This is a genomic window from Planctomycetia bacterium (genome assembly GCA_021413845.1).
Lineage (GTDB): Bacteria > Planctomycetota > Planctomycetia > Pirellulales > PNKZ01 > PNKZ01.
The window spans coordinates 171,287-186,002 of sequence record JAIOPP010000008.1 but is presented as its reverse complement, the minus strand read 5'-3'; the positions used below and the strand labels follow the sequence as shown (position 1 = coordinate 186,002).

Sequence of the window (14,716 nt, the reverse complement as noted above, 5' to 3'; positions counted from 1 at the left end):
TGGTGGGAAGCTTCGTTCGGAAGTTTGCGATGCTCGTCGTCGTAATCGGCGGTACCGGCGTGTTCGACTTAGTAGCGCTGCGCGCCGCCGGCGAAGCGGGCGACACCGCGGAATCGAGAAACGTTCCCGATGCCGTGCCGCAAGTCGTGACGGAAGCTCGAGCGCTGGTGCATTCCTCGATGACCGCGCTGGAAACAGCGCAGCGTGAGAAACTGTTGCTCAAAGCGCAAACGCTGCTCGAAGAATTCCTGAAAGAGAACCCGACCCACATCAATGCGCCGTATGCCGAGATGCAGTTGGGGGTCGTCCTAACGACCGCCGGCAAAGCCGATGCCTCGGACGCTCGGCAAGTGGAAGCTCCGGCCGATCGGGATGCGCTGTTGGATCTTGCCCGGCAGCGGTTTCGCGCCGCCGAGAAACTCTTCACGACCGTGATCGATCAGTTTCAAAATCGGCTCCGGTCGTTCTCGAAGTTTCCGAAGGAGGGGATGTCGGAAGCCGAGACGCGCCGCCGCGATCGGTTGCGCGGAGACCTGATGCAAGCGCTGATGTATCAAGCCGGCGTGCTCGAAGAACTCGCCGGGACGTACCCCCTGGAATCGTCGGAAGCGCGCGAGAACTATCAAGCCGCCGCCGATCGGTACGAGCAGATCTACAAAGACTATCGCACGCTCATCGCCGGGCTCATGGCTCGCCTGAAGCAAGGGATGTGCTACAAGAACCTCGGCGAGCCGCGCCGCGCTCTCGGGCTGTATAACGATCTGTTAACGCAGCCCGACGAGATCAAGCCTCTGCATCGGATGCGGGTCGCGGCGATGTATTTGTCGCTCGAATGCTGGACGACCGAACAGGAAAAGCTGTACGAATTGGCTTTTTCTCAGGGGGAGGAATATTTAACCCACCTCCCGCACGAAGAAGAGTCGTGGCCCGAGTGGCAAGCCGTGCGGTACTTCACCGCCCGAGGCTACTTGTTGGCTGCGATGGACAAAAAGAAGAAGCCTTCGCCGGCGGATCGGGGGGCGTGGCTCGTCAAAGCTCGGACGCATGCCGAGCCGCTGACGAAAAAGCCGGGCCCTTACCAAGCCGCGGCCGACCAACTTCTGATCGACCTCGACGGGGCCGGCGGCAAAAGCAACTAGCAGCAATGAACACTGCCGCAACCTGAAGCGGCCGACGCATCGGCGCCGGCCGTGGCGAGCTCGAAGTCGCCCGCGTGCGGCGGCCCCTAGCGACGAAATCATGAATTACGAAGGCTCCTGCTTGATTACGTGAAAAACGGCTTATAAGCTGATGTGTGATTCTCGTCGCGCCGCTCGGGACCGCTGTTCCGGCGTCGCACGCGACCCATCTCGTCGAAGTTCTTTCTCGGTGTTCACTCGTCTGAAATTCCGCTTCCGCCCGCTCCCTTTTCTTGCACGATTCTACCCCTGTTCGGTAACACCCTCGCAGCTCGTTTCGTTCGGACGGCATCGGCCCTTCGAGCGCATCGATCCGACGCAGGAGTCATCGAAGAGGTTCGACGCTCACGACTTGCTTTTAGTTCCGAATTAACTGTTCCAGCATTCACATAGTTCTCTCGTCGTTCGCCACGCTCGGTGTTGTTCGTCGCTTCGGTCGAAGCACGAACGGAGCCCACTGCGTGGCAACGAGGAATGGAAGCTACGGAAGGAAGATACGGATGAAACGAATCGGTTTTAGAATGCTCGGTTTGAGAATGTTCCGCGGCGCTCCGGTGGCTCTCGCGCTCGGCCTAACGCAAGCGCCGACGCTCTATGCCGTCGAGGAATACGAAAACTTCCTCCAAGGGCTGCGGCAGAAGGGCTACTACGACGTCGCGATCGACTATCTCGATGCGATGGTCAAGAGCCCGCTGCTCACCGAGACGCAGCGACAGATGATCCCCTTCGAAGCGGCGCGCACGAACCTCGAAGCTTCGCGCAGCGAGCGCGACAACGTCGTGCGCGAGAAGCTGCTCGACGGCGCGAAGGCGAAGTTCCAAGAGTTCGTCGCCGCGAACCCGTCGCACCCGCAAGCTCCGGGCGCCGAGACGCAAATGGGGGCCGTGCTCGTCGAGCGAGGTCGGGCCAAAGTCGAACAAGCGGTGCGACCGGAGTTCGAGAAGCAAAAACCGGCGCTGATGGAAGAAGCCCGCAAGTTCTTCGACGAATCGGAAAAGGTCTTCCTCCAAGCCGAAGAGAAGTTCGCCAAGCTCTTACAGACGTTTCCGAAATTCATGACGCCGGACGATCCGCGCGTCGCTCTGCGCGAACGGGCCAAAGGAGACTTGATCCAGGCCCACATGTTCCACGCCAAGGGGCTGTACGAGAAGTCGCGCACATTCGTCGATCAATCGCCCGAATGGAAGAAAGCCCTCCTCACGGCGGCCGAGAAATACGGCTCGATCTACAAAGACTATCGCACGCTCATCGCCGGCCTCGCAGCGCGCTTGCAAGAAGGCCAGTGCTACCAAGAGTTGAAGGATACGAAGCGCGCTCTCGGCCTGTACAACGATCTCTTGGGCCAGCCCGACGATCTCAAGTCGCTCCGTCCGTATAAGGCCAGCGCCTTGTACTTGTCGCTGCAATGCTGGACCGCCGAAACGGAAAAGCTGTACGAGCTCGCGGCCATCCAGGCCGAAGAATTCATCCGGGGCTCGAGCAACGAAGAGCTCTCGCGTCCCGAATGGCTCGCCGTGCGCTACTACGGCGCGGTCGCCAATAAGTTGTGGTCCGGCACGTTTCCGGCCGGTGCCAAGGGAGAAGAAGCGACGAAGAAGCAACGGGCCCTCGACCATGCGGCCGACTATGCGGAAGTCGTGGCGAGTGCGACGGGCGAGTATCAAGACTTGGCCCGCGCGTTGTTGAAAGAGATCGGCTCGAACGTCGACCCGAACCGCGAACCCCGGACGTTTCTCGAAGCTCAAAACCGCGGCACGGAGGAGATGACGAAGTTCTCCGCCGCCGTGGCTGAAGCGCAGAAGGCGACCGATCCGGCGATCCAAGCGGCGAAGCAGAAGGAAGCTAACACGGCTCGCGACGGCGCGCTGACGATGTTCGCGAAGGCCGTTACGCTGGCCGACGAAAATACGAGCTTCGACGATCGCAACATCGTCCGCTACTACATCTGCTATCTCATGTATACGCAGGGGAAGACGTACGAGCCGGCCGTGATGGGCGAGTTCTTGTTGAAGTTCTACCCGAATAGCGGCGGTGCCCGTTCGGCGGCGCAAATCGCGTTGGCCGGCTACGTCAACGAATATCAAAACAACCAACAGTTGTTGCTGGAAAACAAGAAGCCATTCGATGCGGCCTTCGATCGGAAGAAGATGTACTCGATCGCTTCGGAGATCACGAAGCGCTGGAAGGGAGAGAAAGAGGCCGACGACGCCTGGAATATCCTGCTCGCCATCGCGATCAACGAAAAGAACCTGCCCGACATCTTGCTGGCTCTAGGGAGCATTCAAGAAACCGCGGCGATCCGTTCCGATGCGGAAATGCGAGCCGCCGGTACCCTCTGGGGGCTCTACAGCGAGCAACTGGGGATCGACGACGGTGCGCCGACGAAGATGCCGGCCGCCGATATGCAAAACCTAGCCGTGCAGACCAACGCGATCTTGGAAAAGGCGATCGAACGGGAACGCCCGAAGCTCGACGCCGTCGAGAAGCTCACCGTGCAGCATGCCGATGCGCTGCGTTTCTTGTGCGAGACGCGCATCGCACTGGGGCAAAACGCCAAGGCGCTTGAGATTCTCGAAGACCCGAAGCTGGGCTTGCTCACCTTGGTGCGCAACGCGGCGAAGAACCCCGCCGCGACGGTCGCCCCGATTCCGATCGAAGCGTATAAGCTCGCGCTGCAGGCCTACATCCTCAACGACAAAGTGGACGAAGCGCAAAAGCTGACTCCGGAGCTCGACGCGTTGATGGCGAAAGCCGGAGCCGGCGGCGACACGAAGGAACAACTCGCGGGCACCTATCTGAACCTCGCGCTGCGGCTCGAAAAGCAGATCGAGCAAAATCGCTCGACGAAGAACATCGAGGGGATCAAGAAGTCGTCGAAGGGTTTCGCCTTCTTCCTCGGCGAGGTGAAAAAAGCGTATCTCCCGGCGGTCGAGCAATACAACCAATTGCCGACCGACAAGAAGACGATGTACTTCCAGAACGCGAATTGGGCCTCCGAGAACTTGTATAAGCTCGGCAGCGATCTGCTGGATCAAAAAGAAGTCTCGGCCGAAGATCGTACGACGGCCGTCGACTTGCTCAAACGCTCCAGCGAGATCGACGACCAGCTCGCACCTCTGACCGAAGCGAACTCCGACGCGCAACTCATCGTCAAGCTGCGCAAGGCTCGCGCCATGCGTCGCGCGTCGAACTACGTCGAATCGGTCAACGCCTTGGCCGACGTGCTGCTCGGTCGCCGCAATCTGATGGAAGCCCAGGTCGAAGCGGCCGAGACGCTCGTGGCTCGCGCCGTCAACAACAAAGAGCCGCTGATGTTCGCCCGGGCCATCGAAGGCTCGCGGCCGGATCCGAAAACGAAAGAGAACATCATCTGGGGTTGGAAGCGCATCGCCGACACCATGCGGCGCATCCCGCAATTCCAACCGCCGGTGGCACCGAAGGCCCCCGCGGATGCAGCCGCCGCCGACGTCAAAGCGAAGTACCAAAAAGACCTAGCGGCTTTCGAGGAAGCGAAGCAGCAACACACGGCTTACCGCCGGCTCTTCCATGTCGGCCGCTACAACATGGCGTTGTGCTACTACCAAAACGCCCTCGTAGCCGCCACGCCGGCCGAACGCTCGAAGCTGCTCAACAGCGTGACGTATTCGATCGAAAACACGAAAGACTACGATCCCGACATGGGGGGCGTCGAGTGGAAGCCGAAGTATAAGGACCTGAACGACAAGGCGACGAAGGCACTCACGCAATAGCGCGGTGCGCGAAGCGCCTTGAGTTCGCCGGAAATAAAACTCTCGATCACAACCGAAAATATCAACATACGTTTTGCTAGGAGTCGTGTTATGAAGTTCGTTCGCTGTGCGGCCTCGGTGGTCTGCTTCTCTCTGTTCTGTCTCGGCCTCGTCGACGATGCCTCGGCTCTCGATTCGATTCGCAAGATGGGCAACGTGCCGCGCGTGGCCGGCGCGGTGAAGACCGTGAACGCGACGGAAGTGACGATCGACGTACAAGGAGTTCTGACGAAGGTCCCCACGAACGAAATCGATTCGATTCAGTTCGAGGGGGAGCCGACGGAAATCAACCTCGCGCGTAGCGCCCTGAAGAACGGCGGCGATCAAAGCGCCCTCACGCAACTCGGCAGGGTCAAGCGGGAAACGATCACGCGCAAGGAAATCAAGCAAGACTACGAGTTCTACGCGGCGCTCGCTCAGGCCCGCATGGCGCTGCGCGGAGCCGGTAAGGTCGATGCCGCCGGCACGGCGATGTATACGTTCGTCAACGGCCAGAAGGACAGCTACCACTATCTGCAAGGTCAGGAAGTGATGGGGGACTTGCTCGTCGCGTTGAATAAAGTCGACGACGCTTTGAAGTGCTACGCCGAGTTGGAAGCCTCGCCGTTCGACGACATGAAGATGCGCGCCGGCGTGGCCCGCGGACGAGCCCTGGTGACGCAGAAGAATTTCCCTCAAGCGCAAGCGGCGTTCGAGGGAGTGTTGAAGATTCCGTTCAACCCGATGACGCAAAAGGGGAGCTCGGCCGAAAGCCAACGCTTCGCCGCGGTGCTCGGTCGCACGCAATGCCAGTCGGCGGTCGGCCAGTACGACGAAGCGATCAAGGAACTCGAAGGAACGGTCATCGCGAACCTGAACCCGGAAGAATCGGAATTGCAGGCCTTGGCCTACGTGACGCTCGGCAACTGCTACAACGCCAAGCCGGACGGCAAGAAGGCGGCCCTGCTGGCCTTCCTGCACGTCGATGTCCTCTACGCGAGCGTGCCGTCGGCCCATGCCGAAGCGCTCTGGAACCTCTCGAACCTCTGGACCGAAATCGGGAAGAACGAACGGGGCCAAGAATGCCTCACCCGGCTCAATCGGCTCTATCCCGGCACCCCTTGGTTGACGAAGAAAAAGCCTGCCTAAGGCCTGGGCTCGGGCCGGTTGTATCGGCCCGAGCGCCCGCTGCGGCAGGAAACCCCGGTTTGCCTCGCTTCGCTTCCTTTACAGTACGAAGAACTGCAATTAGACTGAACTTTTCGCCTTCATTCGGCATTTAAGACGCTTCGTCTTCGCTCCCCGCCGGGGCTCGCAGCGAACCGTTCGCAGAATCATTTTCCCCCCGCTCCGATCCCCTACATTCGCTTTATTGCGGAGGCCGTCGTCATGCTCGTTCGCGTCGTTTCTCGTTGGTCGTTATGTCGGTTAGTCGTTTCGGCGATGTTGGTCGCCGTGTGCGGCGCGTGGTTGAGCGTGCAATCGGCCTCGGCTCAAGCTCCGGCCGCGGATCCCGATGCCGCAGCCGCTCCGGCCGCCGCTCCCGCAGCGGCTCCGGCTCCCGACGCGGAAGCCGCCGCCCCGGCCGCTCCGGCTGCGCCGTCGACTTCGTCGGCCGCCGGTAAGACGCCCGAGCAACTCGCGAAGGAGAAGAAGATCGAAGAACTCAAGAACGAGTCCCTCTTGGCGTACTACTACCGTTCGCTCGGGATCCTGTACACCGTGATCTTCTTGGCTCTGTCGTTTACGTTCGTGGCGCTCGTCATTCTCAACGGCTTGGCCTTGCGCCGCAGCGCGATCATGCCGGAAGCGTTGTCGCAGAACTTCGAAGCCGCGCTCAACGAGAAGAACTACCAAGGGGCCTACGAAATGGCGAAGGCCGACGAGTCGTTCCTCGGCGCGTTGCTCGCCGCCGGCATGTCGAAGCTGCAATCCGGTTACGATGCCGCCGAAGAAGCGATGAACGAAGCCGGTAGCGACGAAGCCATGAAGCTCGAACACCGCCTCAGCTACATCGCGCTCATCGGCTCGATCGCGCCGATGGTCGGGCTGCTCGGCACGGTCGACGGGATGATCGCGTCTTTCCGCGTCATCGAACAATCCGGTACGACGCCCGATCCGGCGAGCCTCGCCGGCGGTATTTCGACGGCTCTCATCACGACGATCGTCGGGCTCTGGCTCGCTATTCCGGCCATCTGCATGTTCGGCATCTATAAGAATCGCCTCGCGCGGTTCTTGTACGACGTCGGTGCGATTTCCGAAGGGCTCATGAGCCGCTTCCAGACGGTGAAGAAGTAAGCCGTCGAGAAGTAAGCCGCCGAGTGAAGGCGGAGAAGTAAGTCGGAAGTTGTCCTCTTTAGCCTTCAGGCTATCGGCAGGCGTCGTCGTTCCGAGCGAACGACGATGCCCGGCCCTCGGTCGATTCGGTTTCCTCGGTTGATTGTTTCCCCGTTCGGTTTCGTCTCGCCGCGCAGCGTCTAGCGCCGGCCTTAGAGGATCGCAGCATGCCTAAGATCAAAAGCGGTGTCGACGTCTCGGCCGAAGGGGACATGACGTCGATGATCGACATGACGTTTCAGTTGATCGCGTTCTTCATGATTCTGATCAACTTCTCCGACGACTCGGCGAACCAAGAGATCAAGCTCCCCGCGAGCCGCCTGGCGATTCCGCCGGAGTCGCCGCCGGAAGATCCGATCGTTCTCCAGATGGACTCGTTCGGCCAAGTGCTCTATTCGGGCGACGGCTTCACGAGCTTGCCCGTCATCCGCAAGCGCTTGAACGTGAAGAAGTCGTTTCTGCTCAAGAGCGGGGTAAAGGCGCAAGACGCCACGGTGATCATCCGCGCCGACCGCAACTGCGCGACGAAGTACGTCCGCGAAATGCTGGAAATGTGTCAGGATCTCGAATTCGAGAAGTTCGCGTTTAGAGCCGCCTCCGTCAACGACTGACGACGTTCATCTCGATTGCTTGCGTCTCGGGTGCTTGTGTTCGTGTCCGTCCGCTGATTTCTTTCCTTTCCGATCGAGCGTTCCATGCCTCAACGTCGCGACGTCAAAGCTCCCGAAAAAGTCGATATCCAGATGACGCCGATGATCGACATCGTGTTTCAGCTGATGGCGTTCTTCTTGATGACGTTCAAAGTCGCGACGACCGAAGGAGACTTCAACATGAAGCTCCCGAAGGCCGAGCGGAGCGCGGGCGCGGCCAACACGCAAACGGAAATGATCACGGTTCGGCTCCGCTCGACCGCCAACGGCGAGCTCGCCGATCTGCGGATCGACGCCGGCGCGCCGATCAACGGCAAGGCGATCCCTTCGCCGTTCCGCAAGCTCCGCGAGTTCATCGAAATCAAAGTGAGCCATGCCCGCAACGCCGGTCAAGAAGAGCCGGAAATTCAAATCGACGCCGACGATCTGTTGCGCTACGAAAACATCATCGCCACGGTCGAAGCCGTGAGTGCGACGAGCGACGCCGCCGGCAACTACCAGCAGCTCGCCAAGAAGGTGAAGTTCGCCCCCCGCGCGGAATAACTTCCGCCCCCCGGCCCGACTTATCTCTCGGGCCGCTCTTCCGTTTCGCTTCGACCTTCTTCGTCGGAGCGCGGCCCCTCCTGCATCCAGCGAGGGTCTCATGGCCGAACGTCGTAGCGTAGCCGCGCCGGAAAAAGTCGACGTCCAGATGACGCCGCTGATCGACATCGTGTTCCAACTGATGGCGTTCTTCTTGATGACGTTCAAAGTCGCCGCGGTCGAAGGCGACTTCCGACTGAAGCTCCCGGCCGCAGACCGCACACCGTCGCTTCACGAACGGCCCGACGTCATCGATCTTCGGCTCCGCGCCGACCCGGCCGGCAACCTCGCCGAATTACGTTACGCGAGCGATGCGCAGGCCGGCGCTTCAAGCGACGCGCAGGCCGGCGGTAAACCATCGGCCGCATCGTTCCGCCGGCTGAGCGAGTTCGTCGCACGGAGAGTCGCGCAAGCCCACGCGGCGGGCCAAGCGGAACCTGCGGTGCTCATCCACGCCGACGATCTCTTGTGTTACGAATACGTGCTCGACGCCGTCGCAGCGGTCTCCGCAACCACCGACGCCGACGGCAACTACCGCCGGCTCGTCAAACAAGTGAGCTTCGCGCCTCGCGCCAAGTAAACGCCACCCGAAACACTGCTTCCGGCGAGTTCTAGCGGCGGGCCCGTTCGTGCTTCAGCGGGAGCCATGCGCCGTTTTGCTTGCTGCTGTCGACCGATTGTTGGATGAAGTACATCCCTTCGACCCCGTCGTTGACGTTCGGGTAGATCGTGTTGATCTGCTCGACTTTGTTTCCGCCGGCCCGATCGGCCATCGCGTCGTAAGCGAAGCGATAGACGTTGGCGAACGCCTCGAAGAAGGCTTCCGGATGCCCCGACGGCAATCGCGACGATGCCGCGGCGAGCCCGTGAATGTAAGGGCCGCCGGCGCGGGTGTAGATCTGATGGGCATGGCCGTTGCGGCGGAAGACGAGTTGGTTCGGCTCTTCTTGCCGCCACTGCAAGGCCCCCTTCGTGCCGTCGATCTCGATCGCCAGATCGTTCTCGCGGCCGTGGCTGATCTGCGAAGCGGTCACGGTGCCCATGGCGCCGTTCTCGAAGCGAATGACGGCGTGCCCGTAGTCGTCGAGCTTGCGTCCTTCGGCGAAGGTGCTGAGCCGGCAGCTGATCGAGTCGGGGAGCAGGCCGGTCGTGTAGCGGGCCAAGTTGTAGGCGTGCGTGCCGATGTCGCCGAAGCAGCCGGCCGCGCCGCTCTTGGTCGGGTCGGTTCGCCAAGCGGCTTGCTTCTGCGATTCGCTTTCGAGCCGCGTCCGGAGCCAGCCTTGAATATAGTTCGAGCGAATCGCGTTGATCTCGCCGAGTTCGCCGCCGAGGATCATCTCGCGCATCTGCCGCACCAACGGATTCGACCGCGGCCTTGGCGATCTCGAAATGCGTATGATTGGGGGTCGCCACCGAGATGAAGTCGATTCGCTTGTCGGCCGGCAGCTTGAGTTCCTTCTCGATCAGCTCGCGATACGACCCATAAGCGCGATCCGCGGCGATATCGTAGTCTTCGGCCGAAGCCTTGGCTCGGGCCGGATCGCTCGACAGCGCCCCGGCGACGAGCGCTGCGCGATTGTCGAGCACCGCGGCCGTGCAATGGACGCGCCCGATGAACGAGCCCTGGCCGCCGCCGACCAAAGCCATGCGAAGTTTTCGATTCAAATTGCCGTTGGTCGCCATAAGGGTTCGTATTCCTGCGCTGAAGTCCGGGGCGGTGGTCGGTTTGAGGGGCTCGGTCGCTCGACCGTGCGTCGAGGCGATGTCGGTCGAGCGACGGCACTGTTTTAGCACGCTCGCGGGCGAACTCAAGTCGGCGCCCGGTGCGCGGCGCAAAGCTTTCGCCGAGCCGCCGACCGTGGGGCGAACTTCGCGCGGCCCGAAGCTGTTCACCTGCGAAAAAAACGTTACCATGAACGACGTTGCCTTCGCATTCACGTCAGGACAGGAGCCCCTCTTATGTTCATGTCGAGCCGGAAGTGGATTTGGATCAGCGCCGGGCTGATCGTCGGATTGGTCATCGGCGGCTTCTTGCCGCACGCGCCGCTACATGCCGTGGCAACCGATCGTCAGGATAACTACGCCATCGCCACCGGACACGTCGATGCCGAGATCGAAGGAGTCTTCTTTCTCGATATGTTGACCGGCGACCTCAAGGGTGCCGTCGTCAATCCGTATAAGCGCGGGATCGGTTTCACCTACGCGATCAACGTGCTCAAGCACCTCGAGCTCGACGCCTCGAAGGCCATGAAGTTCCTCATGGTGACCGGCGATATGGAAGTTCGTCCGCAAGGGAGCATGCAGTATGCCCAGTGCGTGGTGTATATCGCGGAAGTGAATAGCGGCCGGATGGCTTGCTACGTGCTGCCGTTCAACCGCGGCGCGCTGACCAACAGCAACGGCGGAATCGAGCTGGAGTTCGTGCCGTTGTTCGTCGGCCCGTTCCGCCAACCGATCGTTCGCTAAACCCATTCGGCGGCGCAAGCTTACGACTGTAAAATGCCTGGCGTCGGCGGCATTCGGCCTCCGACGCTAGGCTCTTTTTTTAGCGGCGATTGCTCTTTATCTTCGGCGCACGGGCCGACCTGACGAAAGGACGACATGGCTGCGAGTTGCACGATCGTCGTCAACGGCGAAACGAAAGCGGTCGCCGCGGAAACGACCGTGGCCGAACTGCTCGCCGAGTTGAAGGTCGAGCCGCGGCACTGCGCCGTCGAAGTCAACCTCGAGCTCGTTCCGCGCGCGCGGCACGCCGAGCGTCGGCTCGCCGCGGGAGATCGCTTGGAAATCGTCACGCTGGTCGGCGGCGGCTAGACGCTCGCATCAATCGGCAAGGGAAACAGTATGAGTATCGCTCCGACTCCGCCCCCCTCTTCGCAACCGGCCGCGCACGAAGCCGGACTGCGCATCGGCACGCATCTGCTCAAGAGTCGGCTCATCGTCGGCACCGGCAAGTATTCCAGCTACGCCGTGATGGCCGAATGCCTCGAACTCTCCGGCACCGATTGCATCACGGTCGCCGTGCGCCGCGAGCGCCTGATCGACTCGCAAGGCCGCAACATCCTCGATCACATCGACCTCGCGCGTTATACGCTCCTGCCGAACACCGCCGGCTGCTTCACCGCCGACGACGCGATTCGCACGGCCCGCATGGGGCGCGAGATCTTGCTCGGGCTCGAGAACCCCGGCGCCGATTGGGTGAAGCTGGAAGTCCTCGGCGATACGAAGACGCTGCTGCCCGACCCGATCGCGACGCTCGAAGCCACGGAGCGGCTCGTCGCCGAAGGGTTCCAAGTCCTTTGCTACACGACCGACGATCCGATCACCGCGAAACGCTTGAAGCAAGCCGGCGCCACGAGCGTGATGCCGGCCGGCAGCCCGATCGGCTCCGGCCAAGGGGTGCTCAACGCCAACAACATTCGCATCTGCTTGGAATACTTGAAGGACGGCGATCCGGACTATCCGGTGATCGTCGATGCGGGGGTCGGCACGGCGAGCGACGTGGCGTTTGCGATGGAGCTCGGCGTCGACGGCGTGCTCTTGAACACGGCCGTGGCCCATGCCCGCGATCCGCACCTGATGGCCCGCGCGATGCGAGCGGCGACGGAAGCCGGCCGCTGGGCGGCGCAAGCCGGCCGGATCCCGAAGAAGCTTTACGCCACGGCCTCGAGCCCGGATGAAGGAATCATTGCGCCGTCGAAAGCGCGCTAGCGTCGCCGAGAGGGGAGACTCGGTAAGGCATCGAGCGTTCGCGAACCCGCAAGCGACGCGACGGCACCGGCGCCGGGTCGTAAGCGGTCGCTCCGGTTTTTAACTGTCTTCTCTGACCACTGACAACCGACCACTGACCACCGCCCCTCATGCTCACCCCTGCTTCCATTCTCGGTCCCGACGGCCGGATCGCCGCGCGACTGAAGCACTACGAGCATCGGCCCGAGCAGTCGGCGATGGCCGAAGCGGTCGAGCGGGCGATCACGAAGCGCCGGCATCTCGTCGTCGAAGCGGGCACGGGCGTCGGCAAGAGCTTCGCTTACTTGGTCCCGGCGATTCTCGCCGTCGCACAAGGAGAGCAGAGCGGCGGCGAAGCCAACAACGAGCCTTCCGACGGCGAGCCGCGGCACCGGCGCATCGTCGTCAGCACGCATACGATCAGCCTGCAAGAACAGCTGATCGAGAAGGACATTCCGTTCTTGAATGCCGTGATCCCGCTCGAGTTCTCGGCCGTGCTCGTGAAAGGACGGAGCAACTACCTGAGCCTGCGGCGGATGCAAAACGCGATCAAGCGCGCGAGCTCGCTCTTTCACGACGACAACGAGTTCGACCAGCTTCGGGCTCTCTCCTCCTGGTCGCAAGCCACCGGCGACGGCTCTCTTTCCGATCTCGATTTCAAACCGCTCTCGCAAGTCTGGGACGAAGCTCAAAGCGAACATACCAACTGCATGGGCCGCGGCTGCCCGACGTACGACAACTGCTTCTACTACCGCGCAAGGCGACGCGTCGCTAATGCGCAGCTGTTGATCGTCAACCATGCGCTCTTTTTCAGCGACCTCTCGCTCCGCATGCAGGGGGCGAGCATTCTGCCCGACTACGACTGCGTCGTCTTCGATGAGGCCCACACGCTCGAAGCGGTCGCGGGCGACCACATGGGGCTCGGCGTATCGAGCGGCTCGATCGAATACCAACTCAACAAGCTCTACAACGACCGCACCAACCGCGGCCTGCTCGTGCATCATCGCGCGAGCGACGCGCAGCAGGCGGTGCTCGACTGTCGCTTTTCGACCGACGAGTTCTTCGAGTCGGTCGCCGTGTGGCGCAATCGCCACGCCGTCGGCAACGGACGCGTGCGGCAGCCCGAGATCGTCCGCAACGGGCTCTCCCCTGCTCTGCAAAAGCTCTCGAAGCTCGTCCGCCGGATCGGCGACGGCCTCACCGAAGTCGAAGAGAAGCAAGATGTCGCCTCGGCGGCCGATCGGCTCATGGGGCTCTCGGGCCAGATCGAAGCTTGGACGAAGCAGGCCCTCGCCGGCGGCGTCTACTGGATCGAACAAACGCAAGGCCGTCGCCCGCGCACGACTTTGAACGCCGCGCCGCTCGACGTCGGCGCGTTGTTGCGCGAGCATCTGTTTCAACAAGTGCCGACCGTCATCATGACGAGCGCCACGCTCACCGTCCGCCCGGCGTCGGGCGGCAGAGACGCCGACTCGAAAGCGTTCGACTACTTCAAGACCCGCGTCGGCCTGACGCAAGTCGACACGCTGGAGCTCGGGAGCCCGTTCAATTACAAGGAGCAAGCGCAGATCATCTTGCTCGACGGCATGCCCGACCCGACGGAGCGCGCCGCCGACTACCAGCGCTCGGCCGTGGAGATGATCAAGCGATACGTTGCCCGCACCGACGGGCATGCGTTCGTGCTGTTCACGAGCTACGAAATGCTGCGCGAAACGGCCTCGCGTCTCTCGGGCTGGCTCGCCGAAGAGAACCTCGCGTTGTATTCCCAGGCCGACGGCGTGCCCCGCTCGACGATGGTCGAACGCTTCAAGGAGAACCCGCGCGGCGTGCTGCTCGGCACCGATAGCTTCTGGCAAGGAGTCGACGTGCCGGGCGACGCTTTGCAAACGGTGATCATCACGAAGCTGCCGTTCGCCGTACCCGACCGGCCGTTGCTCGAAGCGCGGTTGGAAGCGATCAAGGAAGCCGGCGGCAATCCATTTATGGACTACTCGCTTCCCGAGGCGGTGCTGAAACTCAAGCAAGGCTTCGGCCGCTTGATCCGCAGCGCGCGCGATCGCGGGAGCGTCGTGATCCTCGACCCACGCGTGCGAACGAAACGCTACGGGAAGGTGTTCTTGAACTCGCTGCCGCCCGCGAAGGTGGTGGTGGAACGAGCGGATCGGGCGACGGCGACCGATGGAGAAGAGTTCGGGTAGAACCTCTGAGGCGAGCGGGGAACGTCATGTCCCCGTTTCTGCGCGATCGGTTCTAAAGTCGAGCAATATTCCAAACTCCAAAAGACAAATTACAAACGAATTCCCAAGCAGACGAAACTTCAAACGCGGAAGCAGAAGCCTCGGTTTGTGATTTGAGCTTTGTTTTTTGTTTGGAGCTTGTTTGTTGTGATTTGAGATTTCCGGAAACGGGGGCCTGACGGCACCCCGCTCGCCGAATTTGTGCGCGGTGCGGCTTCTTTACGGAACGACGCACG

General features: G+C 61.7%; 9 protein-coding genes and 2 pseudogenes. 10 read left to right on the top strand and 1 reads right to left on the bottom strand.

Annotated features, from left to right (window positions below):
* Window positions 1-29: 29 nt before the first annotated feature.
* The 7 genes from K8U03_02150 to K8U03_02120 all read left to right on the top strand — a co-directional run bounded on the left by K8U03_02150 (window position 30) and on the right by K8U03_02120 (window position 9,094).
* Window positions 30-1,139 carry a hypothetical protein gene (locus tag K8U03_02150; protein ID MCE9603684.1) on the top strand — a complete coding sequence of 370 codons (1,110 nt, stop codon included), beginning with the start codon at window positions 30-32 and terminating at the stop codon, window positions 1,137-1,139.
* 539 nt (window positions 1,140-1,678) lie between these two features.
* Complete coding sequence (locus K8U03_02145) at window positions 1,679-4,927, top strand: hypothetical protein (protein MCE9603683.1); 3,249 nt, start codon at window positions 1,679-1,681, stop codon at window positions 4,925-4,927.
* A 90-nt stretch (window positions 4,928-5,017) separates the two neighbouring features.
* Entirely contained in the window at window positions 5,018-6,094 is a 1,077-nt protein-coding gene (locus K8U03_02140; protein MCE9603682.1) for a tetratricopeptide repeat protein, read from the top strand.
* A gap of 240 nt (window positions 6,095-6,334) precedes the next feature.
* Complete coding sequence (locus K8U03_02135) at window positions 6,335-7,243, top strand: MotA/TolQ/ExbB proton channel family protein (protein MCE9603681.1); 909 nt, start codon at window positions 6,335-6,337, stop codon at window positions 7,241-7,243.
* A 206-nt stretch (window positions 7,244-7,449) separates the two neighbouring features.
* Window positions 7,450-7,893 (top strand): biopolymer transporter ExbD, encoded by a 444-nt coding sequence (locus tag K8U03_02130; protein MCE9603680.1) that lies wholly within the window; start codon window positions 7,450-7,452, stop codon window positions 7,891-7,893.
* Between the two features lie 84 nt (window positions 7,894-7,977).
* Entirely contained in the window at window positions 7,978-8,475 is a 498-nt protein-coding gene (locus K8U03_02125; GenBank protein MCE9603679.1) for a biopolymer transporter ExbD, read from the top strand.
* Window positions 8,476-8,575: 100 nt separating this feature from the next.
* Window positions 8,576-9,094 (top strand): biopolymer transporter ExbD, encoded by a 519-nt coding sequence (locus K8U03_02120; protein MCE9603678.1) that lies wholly within the window; start codon window positions 8,576-8,578, stop codon window positions 9,092-9,094.
* 31 nt (window positions 9,095-9,125) lie between these two features.
* On the opposite strand, the pseudogene K8U03_02115 reads toward K8U03_02120, so the two are convergent.
* Window positions 9,126-10,161 (bottom strand): annotated as a pseudogene (locus tag K8U03_02115) (Gfo/Idh/MocA family oxidoreductase).
* 312 nt (window positions 10,162-10,473) lie between these two features.
* On the opposite strand from K8U03_02115, the gene K8U03_02110 reads away from it, so the two are divergent.
* The 3 genes and pseudogenes from K8U03_02110 (at window position 10,474) to K8U03_02100 (ending at window position 14,441) form a co-directional block, all read left to right on the top strand.
* Entirely contained in the window at window positions 10,474-10,980 is a 507-nt protein-coding gene (locus K8U03_02110) for a hypothetical protein (GenBank protein ID MCE9603677.1), read from the top strand.
* A gap of 135 nt (window positions 10,981-11,115) precedes the next feature.
* Window positions 11,116-12,225: pseudogene (gene thiS, locus K8U03_02105) on the top strand (sulfur carrier protein ThiS).
* Window positions 12,226-12,461: 236 nt separating this feature from the next.
* Window positions 12,462-14,441 carry a helicase gene (locus tag K8U03_02100; GenBank protein MCE9603676.1) on the top strand — a complete coding sequence of 660 codons (1,980 nt, stop codon included), beginning with the start codon at window positions 12,462-12,464 and terminating at the stop codon, window positions 14,439-14,441.
* The last annotated feature ends 275 nt before the right edge of the window (window positions 14,442-14,716 follow it).